This is a genomic window from Shewanella zhangzhouensis (genome assembly GCF_019457615.1).
Taxonomy (GTDB): Bacteria; Pseudomonadota; Gammaproteobacteria; order Enterobacterales; family Shewanellaceae; genus Shewanella; species Shewanella zhangzhouensis.
Genome location: NZ_CP080414.1, coordinates 1995691 through 2021312 on the forward strand (window position 1 = coordinate 1995691; position 25622 = coordinate 2021312).

Annotated in this window: 17 protein-coding genes and 8 tRNA genes; 17 read left to right on the top strand and 8 right to left on the bottom strand. The window is 52.3% G+C overall.

Annotation, left to right across the window (positions count from 1 at the left end):
- Position 1: 1 nt before the first annotated feature.
- The 3 genes from K0H63_RS08560 to K0H63_RS08570 form a co-directional block, all read right to left on the bottom strand.
- A tRNA-Met gene (locus K0H63_RS08560) sits at positions 2-78 on the bottom strand.
- A 41-nt stretch (positions 79-119) separates the two neighbouring features.
- Positions 120-196, bottom strand: a tRNA-Met gene (locus K0H63_RS08565).
- A 186-nt stretch (positions 197-382) separates the two neighbouring features.
- Positions 383-459 (bottom strand) — tRNA-Met (locus K0H63_RS08570).
- A 281-nt stretch (positions 460-740) separates the two neighbouring features.
- Here K0H63_RS08570 and rlmKL point away from each other — a divergent pair.
- The 5 genes from rlmKL (at position 741) to rmf (ending at position 7262) form a co-directional block, all read left to right on the top strand.
- Positions 741-2867 (top strand): bifunctional 23S rRNA (guanine(2069)-N(7))-methyltransferase RlmK/23S rRNA (guanine(2445)-N(2))-methyltransferase RlmL, encoded by a 2127-nt coding sequence (gene rlmKL, locus K0H63_RS08575; RefSeq protein ID WP_220067576.1) that lies wholly within the window; start codon positions 741-743, stop codon positions 2865-2867.
- Positions 2860-3087 carry a glutaredoxin family protein gene (locus tag K0H63_RS08580; RefSeq protein WP_220067577.1) on the top strand — a complete coding sequence of 76 codons (228 nt, stop codon included), beginning with the start codon at positions 2860-2862 and terminating at the stop codon, positions 3085-3087. The genes rlmKL and K0H63_RS08580 overlap by 8 nt, the downstream gene beginning before the upstream one ends.
- 1 nt (position 3088) lies before the next feature.
- The gene (locus K0H63_RS08585; RefSeq protein WP_220067578.1) at positions 3089-5005 is read left to right on the top strand and encodes an ABC transporter ATP-binding protein; all 1917 of its coding nucleotides are present in this window, start codon (positions 3089-3091) and stop codon (positions 5003-5005) included.
- 27 nt (positions 5006-5032) lie between these two features.
- A complete protein-coding gene (locus K0H63_RS08590; protein WP_220067579.1) occupies positions 5033-6910 on the top strand; it encodes a DUF3466 family protein in 1878 nt (625 codons plus the stop codon).
- A gap of 175 nt (positions 6911-7085) precedes the next feature.
- A complete protein-coding gene (gene rmf / locus K0H63_RS08595) occupies positions 7086-7262 on the top strand; it encodes a ribosome modulation factor (protein WP_011759719.1) in 177 nt (58 codons plus the stop codon).
- Between the two features lie 191 nt (positions 7263-7453).
- Here the strand turns inward: rmf and fabA are convergent, their stop codons facing one another.
- On the bottom strand, positions 7454-7969 hold the full coding sequence (gene fabA, locus K0H63_RS08600) for a bifunctional 3-hydroxydecanoyl-ACP dehydratase/trans-2-decenoyl-ACP isomerase (protein WP_220067580.1): 516 nt from the start codon (positions 7967-7969) through the stop codon (positions 7454-7456).
- 78 nt (positions 7970-8047) lie between these two features.
- Positions 8048-9778, bottom strand: a complete 1731-nt coding sequence (locus K0H63_RS08605; RefSeq protein WP_220067581.1) for a S16 family serine protease — start codon at positions 9776-9778, stop codon at positions 8048-8050.
- Positions 9779-9982: 204 nt separating this feature from the next.
- Here K0H63_RS08605 and K0H63_RS08610 point away from each other — a divergent pair.
- The 9 genes from K0H63_RS08610 to K0H63_RS08650 all read left to right on the top strand — a co-directional run bounded on the left by K0H63_RS08610 (position 9983) and on the right by K0H63_RS08650 (position 16033).
- Positions 9983-10073 (top strand) — tRNA-Ser (locus tag K0H63_RS08610).
- A 484-nt stretch (positions 10074-10557) separates the two neighbouring features.
- Positions 10558-10648: transfer RNA gene (locus tag K0H63_RS08615), tRNA-Ser, on the top strand.
- Positions 10649-10949: 301 nt separating this feature from the next.
- Positions 10950-11594 (top strand): UvrY/SirA/GacA family response regulator transcription factor, encoded by a 645-nt coding sequence (gene uvrY / locus K0H63_RS08620; protein ID WP_011759722.1) that lies wholly within the window; start codon positions 10950-10952, stop codon positions 11592-11594.
- Positions 11595-11653: 59 nt separating this feature from the next.
- The gene (gene uvrC, locus K0H63_RS08625; RefSeq protein WP_258405709.1) at positions 11654-13417 is read left to right on the top strand and encodes an excinuclease ABC subunit UvrC; all 1764 of its coding nucleotides are present in this window, start codon (positions 11654-11656) and stop codon (positions 13415-13417) included.
- A gap of 48 nt (positions 13418-13465) precedes the next feature.
- On the top strand, positions 13466-14014 hold the full coding sequence (gene pgsA / locus K0H63_RS08630) for a CDP-diacylglycerol--glycerol-3-phosphate 3-phosphatidyltransferase (RefSeq protein ID WP_220067583.1): 549 nt from the start codon (positions 13466-13468) through the stop codon (positions 14012-14014).
- Positions 14015-14201: 187 nt separating this feature from the next.
- Positions 14202-14277 (top strand) — tRNA-Gly (locus tag K0H63_RS08635).
- 30 nt (positions 14278-14307) lie between these two features.
- A tRNA-Cys gene (locus K0H63_RS08640) sits at positions 14308-14381 on the top strand.
- Positions 14382-14419: 38 nt separating this feature from the next.
- Positions 14420-14506: transfer RNA gene (locus K0H63_RS08645), tRNA-Leu, on the top strand.
- A gap of 360 nt (positions 14507-14866) precedes the next feature.
- Positions 14867-16033 (top strand): nuclease-related domain-containing protein, encoded by a 1167-nt coding sequence (locus tag K0H63_RS08650; protein WP_220067584.1) that lies wholly within the window; start codon positions 14867-14869, stop codon positions 16031-16033.
- Here the strand turns inward: K0H63_RS08650 and K0H63_RS08655 are convergent.
- Positions 16019-16294 (bottom strand): HU family DNA-binding protein, encoded by a 276-nt coding sequence (locus K0H63_RS08655; protein ID WP_220067585.1) that lies wholly within the window; start codon positions 16292-16294, stop codon positions 16019-16021. The two genes, K0H63_RS08650 and K0H63_RS08655, sit on opposite strands and share 15 nt — an antisense overlap.
- A gap of 204 nt (positions 16295-16498) precedes the next feature.
- Between K0H63_RS08655 and K0H63_RS08660 the strand changes: the two genes are divergently transcribed.
- The 3 genes from K0H63_RS08660 to rplY all read left to right on the top strand — a co-directional run bounded on the left by K0H63_RS08660 (position 16499) and on the right by rplY (position 19546).
- Positions 16499-17917 (top strand): L,D-transpeptidase family protein, encoded by a 1419-nt coding sequence (locus tag K0H63_RS08660; RefSeq protein ID WP_220067586.1) that lies wholly within the window; start codon positions 16499-16501, stop codon positions 17915-17917.
- A 146-nt stretch (positions 17918-18063) separates the two neighbouring features.
- Positions 18064-18612, top strand: coding sequence for a peptidoglycan L,D-endopeptidase MepK (mepK, locus tag K0H63_RS08665; protein WP_220067587.1), 549 nt, complete (start codon positions 18064-18066; stop codon positions 18610-18612).
- Positions 18613-19258: 646 nt separating this feature from the next.
- Positions 19259-19546 carry a 50S ribosomal protein L25 gene (rplY, locus tag K0H63_RS08670; RefSeq protein ID WP_220067588.1) on the top strand — a complete coding sequence of 96 codons (288 nt, stop codon included), beginning with the start codon at positions 19259-19261 and terminating at the stop codon, positions 19544-19546.
- Positions 19547-19742: 196 nt separating this feature from the next.
- Here rplY and tamB read toward each other — a convergent pair whose 3' ends face one another.
- Together tamB and K0H63_RS08680 are read right to left on the bottom strand one after the other, a co-directional pair.
- Positions 19743-23618: an autotransporter assembly complex protein TamB gene (tamB, locus tag K0H63_RS08675; RefSeq protein WP_220067589.1), complete on the bottom strand. Its 3876-nt coding sequence runs from the start codon at positions 23616-23618 to the stop codon at positions 19743-19745.
- Positions 23615-25453 (bottom strand): autotransporter assembly complex protein TamA, encoded by a 1839-nt coding sequence (locus K0H63_RS08680; protein WP_434086755.1) that lies wholly within the window; start codon positions 25451-25453, stop codon positions 23615-23617. The genes tamB and K0H63_RS08680 overlap by 4 nt, the downstream gene beginning before the upstream one ends.
- Between the last annotated feature and the right edge of the window lie 169 nt (positions 25454-25622).

Below are 25622 nucleotides of genomic sequence, written 5' to 3' on the forward strand. Positions count from 1 at the left end.
TTGGTTGCGGGAGCCGGATTTGAACCGACGACCTTCGGGTTATGAGCCCGACGAGCTACCATGCTGCTCCATCCCGCGTCCGATTTGATGCAATCAGTTTTAATTCGTAATTGAGGAATTGGTTGCGGGAGCCGGATTTGAACCGACGACCTTCGGGTTATGAGCCCGACGAGCTACCATGCTGCTCCATCCCGCGTCCGATTTGTATGCTGTTTGTTTTGAGTCTTTTTGTCAGCCAGAAAGTTGGTTGCTAGGCCATATTTGAACCGACGACCTTCGACTCTTTTATTATTAAGAGTGAGCCCGACGAGCTACCATGCTGCTCCATCCCGCGTCCGATTTGTATGCTGTTTGTTTTGAGTCTTTCTGCCAGCCAGAAAGTTGGTTGCGGGAGCCGGATTTGAACCGACGACCTTCGGGTTATGAGCCCGACGAGCTACCATGCTGCTCCATCCCGCGTCCGATTTTTCACTTCAATTGAAAGGCTGTTTCAGCCCTCTGCGTCGAAGCGGGGCGAACTATAACTATCCTGTAATCCAATTACAAGGGAAATTCCCGGTTTTGTGTTTGACTGCCCAAATATCCTGCGATGTGGGGTTAAATTGACCCAATGTTTGCTCTGAAGAGGAATAACGGTTGCCGTATGGTCAAAAAGGCGGCGCAAACCCAAGATTGCTTATCTTTTAAAGTATCGAGCGGGTATAATATGCCCTTTGATTTTTCTGCAGGCGTAACTCCCCATGTTTAACTTTTTTGCAGCCGCCCCAAAGGGCTTTGAATATGCACTTGCCAAAGAATTGGAAACCCTTGGCGCAGAGAACGTGCGCGAAAGCGTCGCCGGCGTGTATTTCAGTGCCTCGTTGGCGCAAGGCTACCAGATTACCCTGTGGACACGTTTGGCCAGCCGTATCGTACTGATCCTTTTTACCGGAGAGTGCCAGAGTGCTGAGCAACTCTACAATGCGGCCTACACCATTGATTGGCCATCGCACTTCAGCAATCGCAGTACCTTCAGTATCGATTTTCACGGTACCGGCGGCTTTATCAATAACAGCCAGTTTGGTGCACTGAAAATCAAAGATGCCGTAGTCGACAGATTCCGTGATGACGAATTGAGTCGCCCGGATGTGGTAAAAGGCCATCCGGACATGCGTATCGATGCACATTATGGCCGTGGCAAGATCACCATAGGGATTAACTTTTCCGGCGCTGCGCTGCACCAGCGTGGCTATCGCGGCAATACCGGTGAAGCACCGTTGAAAGAAAACCTCGCCGCCAACATGCTGTATCGCAGTGGTTGGGCCGACAATCCCGTGACCCTGCTGGACCCTTTCTGTGGCAGTGGCACTGTGCTTATCGAGGCTGCGTTGATGGCCTGTGATATAGCGCCGGGTCTGATGCGTGAACGATTTGGCTTTGAACACTGGCGCAGACACGACCAAGCCGTTTGGCAACAGGTGCTGGACGAAGCCAAGGCCCGTGCTTCTCTCGGTAAAACCCGTTGTCAGCTTAAGTTTTATGGCTCGGATATCGACTCGCGGGTCGTTGCACTTGCCAAACGCAATGCCAACAGCGCCGGTGTGTTCGATTTTATCGACTTTAAAGTGGCCAATGCCCTTAACATGGAGCCGCCGGTGGCAGAGGGTATGGTACTGACCAACCCCCCTTATGGTGAGCGTCTGGGTAATGTCACCAGCTTGCTGCAGCTCTACTTCCAGCTTGGTGAAAAGTTCAAGCAGAGCTACGGCGGCTGGAAGCTCGGTTTGCTTTGCAGCGATATGGAGTTGGTATCCTCGCTCAAACTCAAAGCCGACAAACAGATGAAGATGTACAACGGGGCTCTGGAATGCGCCTTTAATCTGTATACCCTGCATGCCACCAGTACCCGTCGTGATATTCCTGTGGATACCACGGGGCAGGGCGGCGAGATAGCCGCGCCTTTTGCCAACCGCTTGAAGAAAAATCTCAAGCAGTTGGAGAAATGGGCCAAGCGCGAAGGCATCGACAGCTACCGTTTGTACGACGCCGATATCCCCGAATACAACGTCGCTGTCGACCGATACCTGGATTATGTGGTGGTGCAGGAATATGCGGCGCCTTCAGCCATTCCTGAAGCCGTAACCAAAAGACGCCTCACCGATGTGCTGCTCGCCTTGCCACGTGCCCTTGGTATAGACCCGGACAAGATAGTACTTAAAACCCGTGAACGTCAGAAGGGCACCAATCAGTACCAAAAGCTGGATGGTGAAAAGCTTGAGCTGGTGACCACAGAGTATGGCTGCAGCTTCAAGCTGAACCTCACAGACTATCTGGACACCGGGCTGTTCCTCGACCACCGACTGACCCGTAAATTGGTGGGCGAAAAGGCCAAAAACAGAGACGTGCTCAACCTCTTTGCCTATACGGGCAGCGCCTCTGTGCACGCCGGAAAAGGCGGTGCCAAGTCTGTCACCACGGTGGATATGTCAAATACCTATCTCAACTGGGCCAAAGACAACTTTATGTTGAACGGCCTGATTGGACGTCAGTATCAGTTTGAACAGGCCGACTGCCTGCAGTGGATCCGCGATTGCGAAAGGCAATTTGACCTGATTTTTATCGACCCGCCCACCTTCTCAAACTCAAAACGGATGGAAGACTCTTTTGATGTCCAGCGTGACCACGTGGATTTGTTGGCATCCCTGAAAAAGCTGTTGCGTCCTGGCGGCGAGATTGTGTTCTCCAACAATAAACGCAAATTCAAAATGGATATGGAAGCCCTCGCGGCGGCTGGCCTTAAAGCGGTAAACATTGACGATAAGGTGTTGCCAATGGACTACGCCCGTAATCCGCAAATCCATAACTGCTGGGTTGTGACCCATGGCTGAGTTTGTGTTGTACCACACCGATGGTTGTCATCTTTGCCATTTGGCCGAGGCGCTGCTGCAAGAGGCCGGCGTGACCTGCGTGATGGTGGATATTTGTGATGATGAGTCGCTTGCTGAGCGTTATGGGGTGCGTATCCCCGTACTGTTACGTAAGCGGGATGGCGCCGAGCTCGGCTGGCCGTTTGAACTTGTCGATGTAATCTCTTTTACAGGAGTCTGATGTGAGTCTTGTTCGTATCACCAATGGCTCTTTGGCCTATGGCTATGTTCCATTATTGAAAAACGCCGATCTCAGCATCGAAGCCGGCGAGCGTGTGTGTATTGTGGGCCGTAATGGCGCCGGTAAGTCCAGCTTGCTTAAGATCCTCGACGGTGAAGTGCATCTTGACGATGGCGAGCTGAACCTGGCAACAGATGTGCGTATCAGCCGTTTGCAGCAAGACCCGCCAAAGGCGGAGTCGGGCAGTGTCTACAGCTACATCTCCCAGGGCTTGAAAGAAGCCGGCGAAGTGCTTGAGCGCTACCATCAGTTGTCCCACGACCTCGCCACCGCCGATGCCACAATGCAAGCGCGAATGCTCAAGGAAATGGAAACCTTGCAGGCGAAGCTTGACCATTTGAATGGCTGGCAGCTGGATACCCGAATTCAGGCTCACTGTGTACGCCTTGGCCTGGACCCTGATAAGCCGCTCAGTGAACTTTCCGGCGGCTGGCAGCGCAAAGTTGCCCTGGCCAGAGCCCTGGTGAGTGAGCCGGAACTCTTGCTGCTCGATGAGCCAACTAACCATTTGGATATCGACACCATCGAGTGGCTCGAGCAGTTCTTGCTGAGCTACAAGGGCGCTATCGTCTTTATCAGTCACGACCGTGGCTTTATCAATCGCATGGCTACCCGAATACTGGATTTGGATCGTGGCGTCGTGACTTCCTGGCCCGGCACTTATCAGGCGTATCTTGAAGGCAAGGCCGAATGGCTTAGACACGAAGCCGAAGCCAATGCCCAGTTTGATAAGAAACTGGCAGAGGAAGAAGTATGGATACGTCAGGGTGTTAAGGCGCGGCGCACCCGTAACGAAGGCAGGGTGAGGGCACTCAAGGCGCTGCGTATGGAGCGCTCTGAGCGACTCAATCGCCAGGGGAACGTGCGCATGAACGTGGCCGAGGGCGAGCGCAGCGGCAAGCTGGTGTTTGATGTCAGCGAGCTGAATTACAACCTGGCGGATAAAGATCTGGTGCGGAATTTTTCGGTGAGCGTGATGCGCGGCGACCGTATTGCACTGATTGGTCCGAACGGCTGTGGTAAGTCGACTCTCATCAAGCTGCTGATAGGCCAACTCGAGCCTCAGTCCGGTAACATCAAAACCGGTACCAAACTGGAAGTTGCGTATTTTGACCAATACCGCGAGAACCTCGACGAAGAGAAAACCGTTGAGGAAAACGTGGGGGATGGCAAGCAGACGGTAACCGTCAATGGCCGCGATCGCCATATACTGAGCTACCTGCAGGACTTTTTGTTTTCACCCGCTCGGGCCCGCACCCCGGTGAAAGCCCTCTCCGGTGGCGAGAAAAACCGCCTGCTGCTGGCCAGGCTGCTGCTGCGTCCTGCTAACCTCATCATTCTCGATGAGCCCACCAACGACCTGGACATCGAAACCCTGGAACTGCTTGAGTCCATGTTGACCGAATACGATGGCACTCTGCTTATCGTCAGCCACGACAGGGCGTTTATCGACAATACCGTCACCAGCAGCTGGTGGTTTACCGGCAATGGCCGCTGGGCTGAATATGTGGGCGGTTATCAGGATGCGGTCGACCAGGGCGCACGATTCTATACAGGGGCGGCGGAACCTGAAGGGCAAAAGAGTGTCCAAGCTCAGGCGCCTGTGGTAAAACAGCAAGCTGATGTAAAAGCACAAAAGAAACTCTCTTATAAGTTGCAGCGGGAGCTGGACAGCCTGCCAGAACTGATGGAAGCCCTTGAGGTCGAGATCGCGGCACTGCAACAGGAAGTGAATCAGCCGGAGTTTTATGCTCAGGCACAGGATACGGTTAACGCGCGGCTGGCATTGCTGGGCGAAAAAGAACAGCAATTGGACGTTTACTTCGAGCGTTGGGAAGAACTCGAGTCAATGAAGTAAACCAATGATAATTATGGGAAGTTATTAATGAAGTTACAGTTGGAAAAGGCATTGTCCCTGGTGGCTGTTGGTGTGCTCGGGGTACTTGGAAGTGCTCAGGCCGCGCCGGTTTACGAAATTAAAAACCTCGAAAGCTACGATCTTCGAGGCACCCTGGAAGGAACCCGCAACGGTTACGCCATGGGAGTCAACGAAAATAACGAATTGGTGGGGATCTCCAAGGGCCGTAAAAAGCTGTCCACCGACGACGTGGAAGGTGGCATCATCGACAGTGACGATGGGATTGCCGATGAAGAGCAGATCACCTATTCAGTACTGCTGCCCATCGTTGCCAACAACTTTACCTTCAGCGCAGCGGCAAATGGTGCCGCCGGCGCCTGGGTGCCAACCTTTGAAAGCATCAATGGCACCACAGACCCCAAAGATACTGACACCAGTGTTCCTGAAACCATCAACTCCATTGACACCTTCTACTACGGTATTTCAGATGAAGGCGTGAAAGTGGGTGCCACCACAGCTCCTCAGAAGACCCTCGAATATTCCGGCAGCATCGAAGATCAGGAGTTTTGGTACTACCGTGACTTCGAGCTGCGTGGTGTTGCCAAAACGACCAGTGGCGATGTGGCTCTGCCGCCGCCTTATGTGGAATACACCAGTACCAAAGAAGGCGAGTCTGACAAAAAGGTATACGTGGGTGGATCGTCTGCTGCCACAGCTATATCGGGAAATCTGATTGCCGGCTATGCCAGTACCGATATCAGTCGCTATGGCGGTGAGCGTGTTCAGGCCTGTCTGGACAATGCCAGCACAGAAGGCGCACTGCCAGTTGACGTATGTGTTCAGATTGAGCAGTACCCCAACTCCACCGGTACCCGTAATGTCCAGTATCAGACCCGCGCCTATGTGTGGCAGCTGGATAATGACACTGTGACAGGTACTGCCTTGCCACTGGGGCTAACTCCCGCTGCTGACTCAACCTTTACTTACACAGCACAGGGCCTTGGCATCAACGCCGAGGGAACTGTGGTGGGTCGCTCCCATGTGAACCGTAACGGCGATGAAGATTATTTCCGCATGGACGCCGCCTACTGGACTCGTAACCAGGACGGTACTTATGACTACCACTGGGTACCCGTAATCAACGTAGACGACGTGCACAGCTCACTGGCCTACGATATCAACGATAACGGTCTTTTGGTGGGCTCATATCGCAGTTACATTCAGGGTTATCTGCGTGACAAGTTCTTCTATCTCGATACCAAGGCGACAGATGCCAAGCCGGTTGTGCCGAACGATTTTTACAGCACCTTGTCGGATCTTTCCAGCCGCGCCAAGAGCATCAACAACAAGGGCCAGGTGGTTGGTTACATAGAAACCACCCACGAGAAAGAAAAGCCACGTCCCAAGGCCGGTTTCCTGTTTGATATGAATGCTAAAGAGGGCGGGGAGTTCTCCAATCTCAACAACCTGCTGACCTGTGAGTCCAAAGGCTTTGAACAGGGCTCGGATGGCAACTGGCAACGTCATCAGGTTGAAGTGGTTGATGGCAGCGGCAAAACCCTGACCTACAATGCGGATATTCAGGTTGTTGAAGCCAACAGCATCAATGAAGCCGGTGTGATTGTCGGCACTGCCTTTGTGCGCAAGCCGGTTTATAAGGTCGACGAAAACGGTCTGCCCGTGGTTGAAAATGGCAAGTTTGTATTTGAACTCGACGGTAACGGTAATCCCGTGACGTCTTACTTGCCCCGTGCAGTGGTGCTTGAGCCAGCAGGGACTGGTGCCGTAGCTTGTACGGAAGTAGATGAAAACACCGGTGGCGAGAAATATGAGCGTCAGGGAGCGGCCAGTCTGTTCGCTTTGCTGTTGCTGCCATTGGTTTGGCTCCGTCGCCGGGTACGCTAAAACCACTAATCAAAAATCAGGGGCCGCCAGGCCCCTTTTTTTTCTTCACTGTCTCAATAGCTTAATATTTACTCGGTAAAATCGAGTGTTTTTTTGATTGATCTCGTCTCTGAAAAGTTCTATTTCTACAGGTGAAGCTGTTGCTTCTTGTTTATGTAGAACAGAGGACGCTTGCATGAAGAGACAAAAAAGAGATCGCTTGGACAGAGCTTTTGCTAAGGGCTTTCAGGCCGGAGTGGGTGGTCGTTCAAAGGAAATGTGCCCCTATTCCAATCTTGATTCGCGCTCACAATGGCTGGGAGGCTGGCGCGAGGGGGTAGATGGCCGAATAACCGGACTCTTTACCAAGTAATCACCTAATGCAGCTACTTGCCCTCCCTGAAAAGAGGGCATTTTTGTGTCCATCAGGCGGGGGCTGAGTGCTTCAGGCGGTTTGCAGTACTGTTTATTAAGCAAGAGACGTGTTTAACCGATTAACGCGGATACCGTGCAGATATAAACAAAAACACCGGCCTTAGCCGGTGTTTTTGATTATGGGGTTTATCAGAAGGTAGAGGTGTCGGTAAACACACCCACTTTCAGATCGGTGGCGGAATAAATTTCACGGCCGTCCACTTCCAGGGTTGCATCGGCAATACCCATCACCAGCTTGCGGTGAATGGTGCGCTTGATGTTGAGCTTGTAGGTGACTTTCTTGGCATCTGGCAGTACCTGACCGGTAAATTTTACTTCACCTACACCCAGTGCACGACCTTTGCCCTGAGCACCTTCCCACGCAAGGAAGAAGCCAACCAGCTGCCACATGGCATCGAGGCCAAGGCAACCTGGCATCACGGGATCTTCAACGAAATGGCAACCAAAGAACCAGAGATCCGGATTGATATCCAGCTCTGCTACGATTTCCCCTTTGCCGAAGGCGCCGCCATTGTCGTTAATGGTTACGACACGATCGATCATCAGCATGTTGTCTACGGGCAGACGGGGAGAATTTTTGCCAAGAAGCTCGCCATGGCCACAGGCGATCAGTTCTTCTTTGGTGTAGCTGTTTGCTTTAGTCATTGTAATAGTTACCACTCCATCATTAAGAGTGCCAAAGATTAGCGAACACCTGTACGCCAAACAAGTCCAACCACCGCTTTAAGCTCTGGAAAATGGCCATTTTGCGAGCAGAGATCCAAAGATCCCCTGGGGCTCATCCAGTGGCTCATCTCCTGCCAGTTTATCCAGTCTGGCCTGTACCAGGCCATAGAGCGTATTCTCAGGGAAGTTATGTTCTTCATCTGCCTTGCCAGCTGGCAGCGCCATCAGCAGTTCCACAGCTTCGTCCATGTGTGCGACCTGATAGATGTGGAACAGTCCCTTGGAGGCGGCATCTATCACTTTTCTATCTAGGTTCAGCTGCAGCATGTTGGCTTTTGGGATGATGACCCCTTGCTCGCCCGTCAGACCGCGACGTTCACACAGATTGAAAAAGCCTTCGATTTTTTCGTTAACGCCACCAATTGCCTGCACATTGCCAAACTGATCCAGCGCACCTGTTATGGCAAGTGATTGTTTTATTGGCTGCTCTGCAATTGCAGACATCAAGCAGCAATACTCGGCAAGTGAGGCGCTATCGCCATCAATCTCCTGATAGGACTGCTCGAACACTATGTTGGCATTGAGATGAAGCGGTGCATCGCGGCCAAAAATGCGATATAGGCAAGCTGAGAGGATCATCATGCCTTTCGCATGGATATTGCCACCCAGTTCAGATTTACGTTCAATATCGGCGACTTCACCATCACCATAGTGCACTGTTGCGGTAATTCGGGCAGGTTCACCGTAGGCATAATCTACGCTGTCGATAACAGTGAGGCCATTAATCTGGCCAATCATTTCCCCGCTGGTGGGCAGGTTGATAAAACTGTCATCGAAACTCTGGGCAGAGAAGCGTTCAGAGCTGTTGTGGCGCCGGGTAAGTTGTTTAATGGCCTTGTCGATGGCATTGGCATCCAGTCTGTCAGAGCGACCATATACTGCGGCCTGGGCGAACAGCTGTACCAGGTCCTGGCCAGACAGTGACAAACGCTGTTGATGTTCACATTCTCTTGCTGCGAAGTTGAAGAGGGGAGCCATGGCTGAGTCGTCAAGCTGGTAGCCACCTTCGTGTGCGAGGGCTTTTAACCAAAGACCATACTCCTGTTCGGACTTCACTGTCAGATTGAGCTCGTGGGCCATTTCTCCCAGAAGCGGAAAATGGCGGCTGAAGCTGCTGTCATGGGCGCGCAATTCGGAATACTGCAAGGCACTGCCAACCAGGATGATGGTCGATTGCAGCGGAATGTTCATCTCTTTGCCGACGCGGTAGCTGCCTTTGTCGAGCACGTCCAACAAGACTTGCCACAGGCCTTCCCGGCGATAGAGAGCTTCTACGCAGATAAAAATATAGGGATAACTGGCGAGGGCACCGGGGCGGTATTGCGCCTTGCCGTTGCTGTCTTCAACCATGGCTCCCAACAAATCAGTGCGCTTTATCTGGTGCCCCAGCACAGCGAAAAGTCCTAGCTCGCGGGCAAGTGAGCCATGCTCTCCTTGGCGGGCCGTCTCCCAAACCAGTTGAGTGCCGGTGTCATTACGACGCACAACCAGCTCTCTTGGCGGGACAGGTGCGGATTGTGCCAACGCTCTGAACAATGACTCCCGGTGCACGCCGGGGAAATCAGCCAAAAATAAGTGCTGCGCTGGAATTTGACTTGCCAGGGTAAAAGCATCGAGGAGTCTGTCCTGACACAGCAGCAACTGTCCGATACCGGGATTGTCTGACAGACCACTTGGAAGATGAAAGGCAGGGCTCAGCCGCTCAGCGGCAATTAAGGATGGGTGCATACAAAGTCATTGAAAAATCATCGTTGGGCGGATTTTAGCATATCCTTGCTCCTTGTTATCAGTCTCTTGTGAGCCCGAAACGTGGGTTATTTCTGCTTTGCTGTACAAAAACAGATCCATTTGGATAAAGCCTAAGCAATCGATTGTTTTTTTGATAAAAGAGGTTTACAGCTCGCGGTCTCAGGGCTATTATGCGTCTCGTTCGGAGGGGTGGCAGAGTGGTTTAATGCACCGGTCTTGAAAACCGGCGTGGGTTTATAGCCCACCCAGGGTTCAAATCCCTGCTCCTCCGCCATATTAAGAAAAGGCGCTGTCTCTGGACAGCGCCTTTTCGCTTTTACAGTTCCCACTTAGTGGTCGCGTTAGTGGTCGCACCTCAAGCATTGACCCTGTACATGCTGCTTGTTCGCCTCACCGTCAATGAGTTCGCCCTATCTCCATGAGTTCGCCCTATCTCCATGAGTTCGCCCTATCTCCATGAGTTCGCCCTATCTCCATGAGCTCGCCCTATCGTCCATGAGCTCGCCTTGTCGTAAAAGTGTGGCGTTCGCGACTTTTAGGACTTGCTCATTGATGACCTGGCAGGGTTCGCTTGTTATCGGGGAATATTCAGCCTGCATTGCCTTACAAGCTTTTCTGCCAAATGTGTATCTTTATGAACTTATTGGCGAAATCTTTACCATAATCGCTTGTTCTTGCTGCTGAAATGAGCAATCGACACAAATTTGCAAAATTGGGGTTTACAGCCTAGGGACTCATGGATATTATGCGTCTCGTTCGGAGGGGTGGCAGAGTGGTTTAATGCACCGGTCTTGAAAACCGGCGTGGGTTTATAGCCCACCCAGGGTTCAAATCCCTGCTCCTCCGCCATATTAAGAAAAGGCGCTGTCTCAGGACAGCGCCTTTTTGCTTTTGGCGATCCGGGGCCCTAATGCCCAGCTGCAATCCTGTCTGCAGCAGCGTTATAAACAACTGGATTTCAATGTCGTTATCAGTTTGTTGAGTCTTATGGCAAAGCATCTGATTTATTGCACAATAATCCTGTCATTTCCCTGTATTAAATGCACCGGAATGCTTTGCCAGCCACCTATACTTTGGGATAAATTAACGCTGCTGGGCGCAAGGAGCGTGGCCAGCTACGTAAAAACAAAAATAAACAGGGTGGTGCAACTTGATTTCTGTATATTTGGTCGACGATCACGAGTTGGTTCGTACCGGGATCCGCAGGATCCTGGAAGATGAGCGGGGTATCAAGGTTGTGGGTGAGGCCCCGGATGGCGAAACCGCTGTCAGCTGGTCCAAACAGAATGAAGCTGACGTCGTACTGATGGACATGAATATGCCCGGCATCGGCGGTATCGAAGCGACCCGCAAAATTCTGCGTTATCAGCCCCATGCACGCATTATTGTGTTATCCATGCACACCGAAGACCCTTTCCCGACCAAGGTTATGCAGGCAGGCGCATTTGGTTATCTCACCAAGGGAGCCAAGCCGCCGGAAGTGCTGCAAGCTATTCGTCAGGTCGCCTGCGGGCAGCGTTATCTCTCGCCGGAAATTGCTCAGCAGATGGCCCTGAGCCAACTGACTCAGACGGACGAAAATCCATTCAAGCAGGTTTCGGAGCGCGAACTTCAAATCGCCATGATGATTATCAACAGCATGAAGGTGAACGATATCGCAGAGCAATTGAATTTGAGCCCCAAGACGGTGAACAGCTACCGCTATCGTTTATTTGCCAAATTAGGTATCAGCAGTGACGTTGAACTGACCCGTCTGGCTATCCGACACAAGATTATCGATCCCGGCAAGTTTTAAGCGTGTTTGACCATAAAGCCTTTTTAAAAACGGTTTCCAGTGCCAGTGGCGTCTACCGCATGTATGACGCCTCGGCAGAGGTTATCTATGTAGGAAAGGCAAAAGATCTGAAAAAGCGGCTGTCGTCCTATTTCAGGACGAATCTGCCCAATATTAAGACCCAGGCTTTGGTGTCCAACATCGCCAACATCGATGTCACCGTTACCCACAGTGAGACCGAAGCGCTAATCCTGGAAAATGATTACATCAAGCAGTACATGCCCAAATACAATGTGCTGCTTCGCGACGATAAATCCTACCCCTATATTTTGCTCAGTGGCCATAAGCACCCCAGACTGGCCTACCACAGAGGTGCCCAGCGGGAGAAAGGCGAGTACTTTGGGCCGTACCCCAATGGCGGCGCGGTGCGTGAAAGCCTCAATCTGATGCAAAAGCTGTTTCCCATCCGCCAGTGTGAAGATGCTTACTACCGCGCCCGCTCTCGTCCCTGCCTGCAGTATCAGATTGGCCGCTGCTCGGCGCCATGTGTCGGCAAAATTTCCGATGAGGACTACGACGAGCAGGTAAGGCTGGCAACCCTGTTCCTCAGAGGCAAAGACCAACAGGTTATCGCCAGTTTGGTCAGCAAAATGGAAGCTGCTGCACTGGCCATGGAATACGAGGCAGCAGCGCGCTATCGCGACCAAATTCAGGCGCTGCGCAAGGTTGCCGAGCAGCAAAATGTCTCAGGACAGCAGGGTGATATGGATGTTATCGGGGTGAATTACGCCTCGGGTATTGCCTGTTTCCATATCCTGTTTATCCGTGAAGGCAAGATTTTTGGCAGCCGCAGTTATTTTCCTGCGGTGCCAGATGCCACTGAGCTTGGAGAAGTGTTGCGTGCCTTTATGCTGCAATTCTATTTGGGCAATGAGGCGCACCGCAGCATTCCAAAGGAAGTCTTGCTTGGGGAGGACTTTGAAGACTTGCATGAGCTCGAAGCCGCCATGCAGGATTCACTGGGTCACCGGCTTGAAATCAAAACCAAGGTGAGGGCGGAGCGGGCTGCGTTTTTGCGCCTGGCCAATACCAATGCTGCCAATGCCGTTGTGACCAAGCTGGCCCACAAGAGCACGGTTGAGCAACGTATGGAGCTCCTGGAGGAAGTGCTGGGTCTTGGCGCGCCCATACAACGCATGGAGTGTTTTGATATCAGCCACACCATGGGAGAAAGCACCGTTGCTTCCTGCGTGGTCTTTAACCGTGAAGGCCCCAATAAGGGTGAATACCGTCGCTACAACATCAGCGGCATCACTGGTGGTGACGACTACGCGGCCATGGCTCAGGCGCTTTCCCGTCGGTTTGATAAGATTGAACGAACCGGGAAGGTGCCTGACGTGCTCTTTATCGACGGTGGCCTGGGGCAACTGCGAGCAGCCATGGCGATAGTCAACGACAAGTTTGCCGAGCTTGACCGGCAGCCGCTGCTTGTTGGGGTAGCCAAAGGGGAAAGCCGCAAACCCGGGCTCGAGACCCTCATTTTTGGTGGCAGCGAAGCCGAATTTTCTCTGGAGTCCGATAATCCGGCGCTGCACCTCATTCAGCATATTCGAGATGAGTCCCACCGTTTTGCCATTACTGGCCACAGGGCGAAAAGGCAGCAAACCAGAAATACCTCGTCCCTCGAGTCAATTCCCGGGATTGGTCCTAAACGTCGCAAGGCACTGCTGCAATATCTCGGCGGATTACAGCAAGTTAAAAATGCCAGTGTCGCCGAGCTTGCCAAGGTGCCCGGGATCAGCGCAGAAATGGCGCAAACTATCCACGACGCATTGCGGGGGTGACAAAAATCAGGCAAGATTGGCGCTGCTTTCGAACTCCCAGGGTTACCCATGCCGTTTAATCTACCCATTGCCTTGACCTTATTCCGACTGTTTTTGCTACCGGTCTTTGTGGTGATTTTTTACCTTCCTTATTCCTGGACACCCTTTGCGGCAGCCTTCGTCTTTTGGCTCGCGGCCATTACTGATGCCCTTGATGGTTATGCGGCCCGCAAACTGGGACAATTGACGCGTTTTGGCGCCTTCCTGGACCCTGTTGCTGACAAGGTAATGGTGGTGACAGCACTGGTGCTCCTCGTCGCCGACTACAATAGCCCCTGGATGACCTTGCCGGCGCTTTTCATGATTGGTCGGGAAATCGTTATTTCAGCGCTGCGTGAATGGATGGCCGAAATTGGCAAGCGTGGTGCTGTTGCTGTCTCCTGGATTGGTAAGTACAAAACGGCAGCGCAAATGGTGGCAATCATTGGCCTTATATGGAAACCCAATGAATTTTTGGTGGATTTGGCCTTTGGACTTTTCTACCTCGCCGCCATTTTGACCTTCTGGTCAATGATGAGTTATATCCTGGCAGCCTGGAAAGATCTGACTTCTGAGTAAAGAATCGGCCATGATTGTGCGTGTTTAATACAGGTCGTTTATTTAGTGCGCATACGATATCTTCACTGAAAATAAGCATTTGACAGTGAGGGTGAAATCGGTAGAATGCCAATCCGCAGTCAGGGGAAACTTTGAGTGCAGATGCTTAAAGCTTCGGTGCGACGCACGGAAACTTAAAAGCAACAATGCGACATTAGCTCAGTTGGTAGAGCGATACCTTGCCAAGGTATAGGTCATCGGTTCGAACCCGATATGTCGCTCCAAACTTCCTCCCCGGAAGCTTGGTACAAGATGGCGCGATGGCAGAATGGCTATGCTGCGGATTGCAAATCCGTCGATCTCGGTTCGACTCCGGGTCGCGCCTCCACTTTTCGATAACTTCATCCAACGAAGCATCGACACTTTGCCCGAGTGGTGGAATCGGTAGACACAAGGGATTTAAAATCCCTCGACGGTAACGTCGTGACGGTTCAAGTCCGTCCTCGGGTACCATTCAAATCAAGAAGTTACACTCCCAGCTTATTACGCAAATCCTCTTAGCCTAATATCTTCTCCTGAGTTATTTTGTGTGGATCTGCATCATTATTCAGTTATTGTCGCCGCCAACCACAACCACCGGCACTTCTTTCACTCTTCTGTTATAGCGCACTGGTTGGTTGACTGGTTTTGTGCTGACTGGCATCCATACTCTCTTGTTTTATCCTGCCTCTATCTCAACTTCATAAGGTATATTCCGCATAGCACCATGAAATGGAAGTATAGTAATACCGCTTCCCTACATGGGAGCAAGCTGTAAGCGGCAGACGCGTGTTTTAGTTTGGCAATTCAGAGTGTAAAAGGAATTTTAACCGGATGCGGATATTTCATTGGCGCTTGGTGGGTGTTTGCCTGTTGCTCACGCGGCCAGGATGGAGCCTTGAGCTCACTTTAGCTTCTCCTTCTGAGTTTTCGGCCGCACAATATACGCAGGAAACCTGTATCCTGATTGTCAGTGAACGGGATAGTCTCGCACCCGGAAGTCAAAGATATCTTGAGCTTGACGATAGTTTCCGTCGGCACTGTCAGTTACCTGTTGAACTGCCCAGAAAGCAAGGATTACCCAGCGCATCAGTGCAGCCGTCACACCTTAGTTCAATCCCGCCAAAGCACCCGCCTGTTCCTCCCGGCAGCGGTATTCAAGCGCTCGGTACAAACGATACATCGGTGCATTCTTCCAGGCAGGTGCGGGATGCCATGACGCTCATCCAGCCCCGCGTTCCTGATAAACCTCAGTCGTCGCTGGTAGCCCATCAAACCTTGGGAACGCAGCTCAGGGAAGCCTACCAGGCGTCAGGGACGCAGGTATATTTGTGGCTGTTACTGGTATTGCCAATGCTGCTGATAGCACATGTCTTGTCACGTTTTCCCAAAGACAGTGCCAGGGTAAGGGGATCTGCAGGCGAACAGGCCATCGCTGCGCTTATCAAGTCACATTACCGCGGGGAGCGTTATGGCCTGTTTACCAATCTGTTAGTGCCATTAGCTGACGGAGGCTCCACTGAAGTGGATTTACTGTTAATCACCCAAACTCATGTTTTGGCAATAGAAAGTAAACACTATCGTGGTTGGATATTTGGCAGTAGCCGGGCGCGCAGCTGGCGACAGGTATTGCATGGCAAGCACTATTCATTTCCAAATCCAATACATCAAAATTTCGGTCACTGTGAAGCACTGAAAAAGGTAATGCAGCTTGATAGGGTTCACTCCCTGGTGGTGTTTGGGGCAGATGCCAGCTTCAAAACGTCCTTGCCGCACGGGGTTATCTTGCTACCGGGCATGTTGGCATACCTGGATATGTTGGATGCGCAGCCAGCATCGCTTGCGCAGGCTGATGTTGCACGCTGTCTTGTCGTTGCTGAAGAACTTATGCTGAGCTCCGGCGAAGCCGCTCAGCGTGCTCATATTGATTATGTTCGCTCAGTGTATGGGGCGCCGTTGGACAGTAACAAATCGCAAATGGGCCAGTCAGCCCGCGATTAGCTGCTTAAGGGCTGGCGCAGGTTTAAAACTGGGTTGGTTAAATCCGGACACTTCCATCAATTCCCCTGTCTTGGGGTTGCGTACCTGACGTGGCAGGTGATAACGCAGCTCGAAGGTACCAAATTGCGGCAGATAGAGAGTTTCTCCTTCTTCCAGTGCCTGACGAATCGATGCCAGAATTTGCTCAAGCTGGCGTTTGGCTTCGGGTTGGCTGATGCCTGTGGTGTTGGCGATGAACTTGGTCAGTGTGGCTTTGTTCATGAGCGCTCCATGGACCTCAAAGAATGGCCTGTAAAAAAGCGGCCAGTTATAACAGCTTGAAAATGATCTTCAAGTGCAAATCCTTGATCCTTGGCCGGTTGCTGGCTTTCTGCGCGAGAAGTCAGTCAGCAGTGGTATGACAGGGGCTAATCCAGATGCCATCATTAAGGCAAGGCATGAAGGAATACGCCTGCAGGAGTCATCATGGCAAGAGTCTATTGGATTTGTTTACTGTGTCTGGTCAACTTGGCCGCACTGGGCGCGGAGGACGCTTATAGCCGTCAGTTAATGCGTGACCAGGCCAGCTTGCTTATTTTGGCTGAGCCCTCACTGGAGGTTGAGCTAAGCCCGTTGCTTCGCAATTTCGACACGGACACCAAGTCTCTGGAGCTGGATTATCTTAAGCTGAAAAATGCCTGGCGCCAGCTAGGTATGCAGTCAAACCCGGGGTATCTGGACCGGAGTGGCAATACGATTGACAACAGCAGTGAGACCGCCGAATGGGCTCATCATCAAGCCGCTGCACCGGATCTCAACTCAAGATTGATTGCTCTCGAGCCAAACGACAGATTCCTCAATACCATGAATCGATTGCGGCACTTGCTCTGGTTGGCCGAACAGCCCTGGCCACCCATAGTGCTGAATGGTTTGCTCAGGCCCGGTGATTCGCATACTGAGGTCGCGGCAATTGCAAAGCGGCTATGGTTGCTTGGGGATATGGAGGTTGAGTCTGGTTATGCTCTTTCCCGCTATGATGATGAATTGGCACAGGGGGTGAAGGCATTTCAGCATCGTCATGGGCTCAAACAGGATGCGGTGATTGGCCCCAAAACCCTCTATTGGTTGAACCTTGCACCCGAGACGCGAGCGGCACGGTTAGCCAAGGACTATCTGGTTCAAAGCCGCGAGCGGCAAACGCTGCCGTCAACCTATGTGTTGGTCAATATTCCCGCCTTTGATTTGGAGCTGGTCGATGATGGTGAGGCACTGATGCACTCGCGGGTAATAGTTGGTAAACCCAGCCGTAAAACGCCCTTTATTCAGAGTGAAATAAGCGCAGTGGTGGTGAATCCCTCCTGGCGGGTTCCCCGCCGGTTGATGCGGTTGGATGTGCTGCCAAAGGTACGTAAAGATGGCAGTTATCTTTCCCGTAAGGGCTTTATCGTCTGGAGCAGGGAAGGTGAAGAAGTGAAGGAAACGGACGACTTTTTCCAAAGTGCGGCAGCGGGAAAGTTCCCGTACTTGTTGGAACAACGTCCTGGTCCGGACAACGCGTTGGGACGGTTTAAGCTCCACTTTGCCAACGACGATAATGTCTATTTGCACGACACCCCGGATAAGCACTTGTTTGATGAACCGATGCGGGCATTGTCGTCGGGTTGTGTCAGGGTTGAAAAAATCAATGAATTGTCGGCATGGCTTGCCAATGGACGCCTTGCTGACCCACGTCGCTGGCAACAAACCCTACAAACACCACAGACCACCCGCTGGTTTACCCTCAAAGAACGGCTACCGGTTCATTTTGTCTACTGGACCAGTTGGGTCGATGCAGAAGGAAAGGCCCAATTCAGGGAAGACATCTACGGATTTGCGCAAAATAATCAAATTCTTGCCGCCAAATAGCCTCAACCCCCCAATAAACAGCTGCCGTTTTCAATTGGATTGGATTTTGATCCCGGTCATGGTTTATGCGTCAGAAAGCTTGATCATATAAGCCTTTCGTTATATTTTTTGGCTGTTTTGACCAAAAATAATACAAAGGTGACTGAGTGACAAAATTCTCTCCTGCTCGCAGGCAGTTAATGCTTGGGCTGGGAAGCATGGCAATGTTTTCTGTAATTTCATCGCCGGCGATGGCCAGTCGTTCTACCCAAGGCAGCAGGATGCTGAGTATGTTTAACCGCCACACCCAGGAAGAAGGTAAGGGAGCTTACTGGGTTGATGGTAAATATCAAAAAGAGATTTTGACCGACTTTGATCATCTTTTGCGTGATCATCGAGCAAATATTGCAGCACCAATGGATAAGCGATTGTATGACCTGCTGTTTCATCTGCAGGAAAACCTAAAAACCAAGGATACAATCCACATTATTTCCGGTTATCGTTCACCGCAAACCAATGCCATGCTGGCGAAGAAAAGTGGTGGGGTTGCCAAGAAAAGCCTGCACATGGAAGGCAAGGCTATCGACATCGCCATACCCGGGATCCGCCTGGACAGGCTGAGAGACGCCGCCAAAGAGCTTAAGCTGGGTGGGGTTGGTTACTATCCACAGTCGGGGTTTGTGCATGTGGATGTGGGGCGTGTACGCAGTTGGTAACGGTTTTACACCAGGCATCCAATTCAGTCAGCAGTACGCCATAGTCAGATAAGAGAGAGCAACATCCGGTCCTGAGGCCTGATTGCTCTCTGTTCATTTGCCAGTCGGATAAGGTAGCCGCCAATCTGCAGTAAAATTGGCGCAGCGAAGAGGGCCTGTTTCTGCCCGCTAAACGGCGGGTCAGGCTGTCCAATTCACTTGTGCAGGCGATGGCTTCTGCCAACAGCAGGTCCATGGTGTCATTGGTTATCACCAGAGTATCGAACTTGCACTCCAATCGATTCATTAAGGCATCCAACAAATAAAAGCTGCCTTGCCACTGACGCATTAACTCGTTGACGCCAGTATTATTTGTGACCATGGTGAGTCTCCAGAAGCCAATCCGTTGCAGCGTAACAGCGGTGCCATGGATGAAATGTGAGCAAGATCACAGCCCAACTCTTGGTAACCATAAGATTTTCCATGCAGTTACAATTGCAAACTTTGTTTAGCAATTTGTCTGCTGTGGCGCCAAAGTACAGTCTTGCCTTGCCCGGTGTGGGTGGCTGTGTTAGTATGCGCGCGCTTCGTGTTTGACGGAGCCAGTGTGATTTGGTTGGTCGAAAATCAATTTACGCTGTAACTTTCTGATATGAGTGATAAAAACATGTCTTACACTATTCCTGCACAAACCCGCACTGAGATCGGGAAAGGTTCGAGCCGCCGCCTGCGTCGTGAGGGTAAAGTTCCTGCTGTTATCTACGGTGTTGGCAAAGAGCCAGTATCCATCGTTTTTGAACACAAGGACATCATCAACATCCAGGCCAACGATGATTTTTACACCAGCGTTCTGACCATCGTTCTGGACGGCAAAGAAGTAAACGTACGCGCTCAGGCTATGCAGCGCCACGTATTCAAGCCAATGATTGACCACGTAGACTTCGTTTACGCTTAATCATTAAGCTTTGCCGGAAAAAGCGCCCATTGGGCGCTTTTTTTGTGCCCGCAGCTGATGCGTTAGGCTATCAGTCGGTATCGCACTGAGTGATAGTTATCCGTCGAGGGGAGCGAAAACCTCTGTGTTGGCAACAGAGAAGTCCAGGCGGCAACATTCCGGTTGCCACCTTTTGCCAAAGGCACGCAGGCTAATGCTAGAGGTCGAAGCTGTAGTAGATATCCAGCGACTGGCCAACGGTACCAGACACAGTTTCCAGGTACAGCTGCGACAGCAGGTAGTATCTGACCGTCATCTCGTAGCCCGGGTTAAACACACCCACGCCATACTTCACCATCAGGTTTTCTCCTATGTAGCCACTGATGGCAACCCGGCCTTCATCATTGGTATCCAGTTGTACGTTGGAGAAGCCAAATTTTTCGACCAGGGAGGTCGCCGTGCTGCCAATGCTGCCAATAGCGCCCCCCGACAGCGATGAACTCAGTGACAGTGCCGCGCCCATCATCAAGGCGTTGTTGTCGCCGCTGCCATTGCTGGCGAAGCCTTTGCCTTTGAGAATGTAAGACAGGATCTCTGCCTGTTCTTTTGATGGATTGGAGAACAGGGTCACTTCGGGCGCCATACCGGTTCCCGTGATCCTGACACCGGCAATCAAGTCTTCGTCTTTTATTTCACGGATGGCCTCAATGTTGAGGTTAGGCAGCTGCGGCGGGCCGACAAACTGCACTTCGCCCTTGGGGATCTTCAGGGTTTGTCCCATAAATTTGTAGCTGCCACTGAGCACCTTTACGTCACCAAACAGTAAAGGCGGCTTGAAGGCTTGTTGCTGCAATCGCAGGGTCCCGTCAAGTCGGCCTTGAAGGCCCATGCCTTCGATTTTCACCTGATCGCCCACCCGAATATTGAGATCGGCCGTCACACCATAAGGACTGGTCTTTTGTTCGGCTTCGGCAATGGAGTCATCAAATACCACATCAGAGGATACGGCGACCCCGCCTTCGGCAAGCTGCACTATCTTGATGTTGCCGGTGGGAATATTGACGCTGCCCTTAAGATCCAACATGGCCGCATTAAAGGTAAGAGTCACATCGGGGGATACGTCCAGTAATGCCATGGGCGGCACTATGACCGCCAGTTTGTCGCCTTTCACGGCCAATTCACCGCTAAATTGGCCATCGGGCCAGGCGAGGGTACCCTCGATGCCCCCTTTACCTTCACCCATCACCCAGCTGCCATTAAGCCTGGCCTGTTGGCCCGCAAAAGCCAGCAGCATCTCAACATCGCTTATCAGAGTGGGGTTGGCACTGGCGGAAAATGCCCCCTTGGCCAGCGCAAGGTTGCCACTGACTTCTGGCGACATCAAGGTACCGGCAAGGGTGAGTTCGCTGCTTATCTCACCTTCCAGGGTATCCAGCTGGGGTAAAAACTCTCTCAGCGCTTCGAGCTGTATCCGGTCGAGATGAATATATCCGCCGAGCGTCCGGTCGGGTGTCACCGCAATTTCGACGCGGCTATCCAGCGTTGCGAGTCGGGTGGAGCGCAGGTTCAAATCTGCGGTCAATGTGTCGGGGCTGAGACTGGCTTTGGCTGACAGCGCTTCAAAGCCCACTTCGACTATTTTGCCCTTGGGTCTTAACAGTGTGACTGAGCCGGGTTCGAACACCAGGCTCAACTCGCCTGCCGGCTTGCGTTTGGGGCTCCAGTCTACCGCGGCGTCGAGGCTGGCTTTGCCTTTCCAGTCCATGTTTGTTGGCAGCAGCTTGTCTATGATGGCGCCGGGCTCTCCCCGGAAACTGATGGCCACATCACCGCTACTCCCCAGTGTGGCAGGTCGCGGTAGGCAAAGCGCGTTGTCACCCTGGGTAAAACAGGCCTCGCTCAGGGTCCCGCTGCTACTGGCGAGTTTCCAGTTCAGCTGCAAATCCTGGGATAAGCCCCAGTCACCAAATTCGCTGCCGAGATCAAAGCGGGTGATGCTCGCTGCGACCTGCTGCGCTTTTTCATCGAACAGGCTTTCCACCACGGCATCGAGGCGGATGTCGCCAAAGCTTTCCGCCCGCAGTTTTTGTTTGTTGATATCGCCCTTGGCGCCCAGTGTAACCGACTCGAGTTTGCGACTGCCCAGGTGTAAGGCATTCCCTTTTACCGACAGGGCAAATTCATGTTTGGCGAATGGCTGGTACAAACCCTTTATCGATAACGACGCCAATTGGGTTGTACCAAACTTTATCTCTTCGCCCTGGGCGTGAAGGTTGACCAAAGGATCTTTGTTGCTGCCGCTCACATCAAGATTGGCCATCAACTTGCCGCTCAGGCCTTCAGCCAGAAGCGATAAATCGGGAGCCTGGATAAGGCCTTGCAGATCCCAGTCATCTTCAACATTGCCGTTAAGGGTCAGCTTGGCGCCCATAGCGGTCAATAAAAAGTCTTGTGCACTGAGGTGCAGTTTGTCGTTAACTGTCACATCGCCCGTCAGGGTGACTGGGAACCCCTCCAGCTCGCCGTGAATATCGGCTTGTGACAGGCTGATTTGCCACTGGTTATTAACGGTACCGCTTGTTTCAAAGGCGCCATCAAGGCTGCCCTGGGGTAAGGTCACGCCTTCCGGCAGCGTAAGAGCAGAGGGCGTGAGCTTGTCAAAGCTGACACCCGCCTGCCAGACAAGGCCGTCGGCATAATTCAGCGTACCACTGAGATGAATATTCCCCGGCTCACCAGACACTGCGGCTTCAGTTATTTCAAGGGACTGCCCCTGATGACTGAGTTCGGCGTTGAGCAAAAGCGGATTGTGAAACGGGGTAATGATATTGCCATTGATACTCGCCTGTTGGGCCTTCAGGTTACCCCTTGCCGCTACTGTAAGTTCCTGAGTCTGGTAATCGGGCGTCTGCAGCGGCCATCCCACATTTGCCTTACTCAGGGTCAGCGTAAAGGGTATCTCGGGGTTTGACAGGGCGGCCTCGGCATCCAGCTCAAAACCGAGGGTACCGTTAGCCTGTATCTTCAGGACCAGCTGTGACAGGCTGCCGTTGAGGTCGAGTTGTAATTGTTGCTCGCCGATATCAGGAAAACGAGACGGCGAGTGGGTGTTGGCATTGAGTTTCAGTGCCATGGGATAGTCCGCAGACAAATCCACTGTGCCTTTCAATTCCAATTCGGCTTCGGGGTGTTCGAGCTTAAGCTCTTGCACCGTAAGAGCACTGCCTTCGAAATCCGCTCCCAGCTGCAGGCGACTTATTACTTCTTCCTCACCAAGAATGGCAAGGTGAGTATCGGTCAGCTCGGCTTTCAATAATTGCAGGTTCATGGGCAGGGCGATGGTCGGCAAGCTGGCAAGGGGCCAGTTTTTGTCTGTTGGCGCTGCGCTGTCTGTGGCTGTGTTATCGGATGAGGTGGGACTGCCTTTAATCCCGGAATCGGCTTCGTCCGGTTTGGGTATGAGCACCTGTAAGCCACGGCTTTGTAACTCGTTGACTTTTAACCCATCTGCCTGCCAGCTTGCGGCCGCCATCAGGTAATCGGCCCCAAATTCCATAGTATCGACGCGCACATCGACAGCGGTTAATTGCGCCTTATCCAGGGAGATAGTGAAGGGCAATACCAGCTTTTCAGGCGCGGGTGTGGGCTCGCTGTCGCTTTTAGGGAGTTTGTCTGTTTCTATTACCAGAGCCAGGCCTTCGAGCGACAGGTTTTGCACACACAGGCCTTTGGCAAGCAGGCAGGAAGGCTGCCATTCCAGCAGCAGCGATTTGCCTTCAACGGAAATCCCATCCATGGACCAATGGATATCGCTCAGAGCCAGATCACGGTTGATACTGCCACTTGCATAGCTGGCGCTGAAATTGGGCACCACACTTGTGGCAATACCTACCGCGATACGGGCACCAAATGGTGTGCCCAGCAACAAGGCCAGCAGCACAAGGAGTAGCAGCGGGACATAAACGACCAGTCGGGTAATAAGCTTGAAGAGCCGCCAGGGGTGATACCAGGGCATTGCCGTTGTTGCCTGTTTGGGGGTATTTGGGGAGTCAGAGCCCATTGGCGGCGTGGTTTGATTCATCTCCTGGCTCATAGTTCACTTCCCATAGTCAGGTGAATACGCCACGAGCGCTCCAGGGTATCTGTCTCAGTAAGACCTACGCCCAAATCGAGTTTGATTGGGCCTATGGGGGAAATCCAGTGTACGCCCCCGCCAACGGATACCACGGGTTCAAACTGGTCCTTATCAAACGCGTTACCGGCATCGACAAAAGAGCCCAAACGCCAGGATGGCGTCAGATAATATTGATATTCAAGGCTGCCGACTGCGAGGTAACGACCGCCTATGACTTCCCGGGCGATTTGGCCATCATCATTGGTGAATTCGATATAGGGGCCAATTTCCTGGAATGCATAGCCGCGAATACTCTGATCGCCACCGGTGAAATACCTCAGCGACGGAGGCACCAGTGCCAGGTCACCATCGCTCACCAGGTTGAGGCCAAAATCGGCTCTGGCAACCAGGCGATGTTTGGTAAAGAAAGTGTCTATCCATTTAAATTTGGCTTGAAAGCGGGTCAGACGTGTGGCGGAGCCCAGACTGGGATCGGCATAATCCACACTGTAAGACTGACGGTAACCCCACTTGGGGTCGAGAGTCGCATCCCCCCTGACGGTATTGGACAGACTAAATCCTGCCAGCAGGAAAGATGGTGAATAATCGGTATCAAACTGGGTGTAGCTCTCGCGGATAAAATCCAGCGAGTACCCCATCAACCAGCCATCACCAAGAGACTGCTGCCTGAGCACCCCCAGTAATTGCTTGCTGGACTCCAACTGACCTGTGTTTCTGAAATCCAGATCCTCGGGTTCGTATACCTGGGTCACGCCGTACTTATCCCGCAGCAGACCAAGTCGCAGTTTTAACTGATCGTCCAACGGATGGGTGAGGGGAATGGTATAGGTGGTTAAAAACTTGGGCCTGTCTGGCGACCACTCGATACTGGTTTCCTGAGAATGGCCATGGCTGTTGATTTGTGGCGTGCGCCAGGTCACCCTGACTCTGGGCTCAAAGGTGCTGTCACTGCTTGAGCCAATATCCCCACCCAAACCCAGCTCGATGGAATGATCCGGACGATTGTCCAGTTCGACTTTAATGGGAATTTCCCCATTCTCGGCCTTATCCAGCTGAGGCAATACTTTGGTTGAGCGGAAATAGCCGGTCTCCTGCAGGCGGCTGTTCAGTGCTGACAGTCGCCGGGTTGCATAGGGGCTCTGGTGCTCAAAGGGAATGAGTCTATCAAGAAAGCCCTCATCCAGGGTGTCGCCCTCAAAGCTGACATCTCCCAGGCGGTAACGGGCGCTGGAATCAAAGTGCAGGCTGATGGTGGCGCGGTTTTCATCGCGGTTTACCCGAATTTCAGCTTTGGTGTACTTGCCATCAAAATAGCCACGGGACAGGGCGATGGCGCCAAGCTCGGCTTTAAGATTTTCATAGCTGCCGTGATTGAGCACCTGACCCGGCTTCAGGCTGACGTCATCCAGCCAGGTGTCAAAGGCGGCATCATTAAGCATGTCACCGGCAAAGCGGATGTCCACCCAATCGATACGGGTAGGCTCGCCGGGCGCGACAGTCAGCGAGAGTTCCCACGGACCTTTATCATGGCGAATGAGGTTTTGGTTGAGTTCACCGTGGTAATAGCCCACCGATTGCAGTGCAGCCTCGACGCTGTCCTGCACATTAAACAGAAAGGCGCGCCTTTGTACCTCTGATTCCGGTAAGGAACCCAGGTGAGCACGGATATTTTTTTCGAGCGCTTCATCCACGCCGCTGACGTTAATCCGCAGTAAAGGATCGCTGGCTGCGCTGACAGGCAGGGCGCCGAACAGGGTGGCGGCTGTCAGTGGATATAAAAATTTCACTTTCAAAGGCGCAAAAGTCCCGGATTGCAGTTGTTGCTCCATTGGGTTTTATTGTCGCTGTATCCTGCATGCCCGGCAAGGCGGGATTGTGTTTGGCGCGCGAAATCGTTAAAAAGAACACACAGTTGTCACACTAAAGCAGAATAAGATGAACAAGTATCCCGCGATATTCACA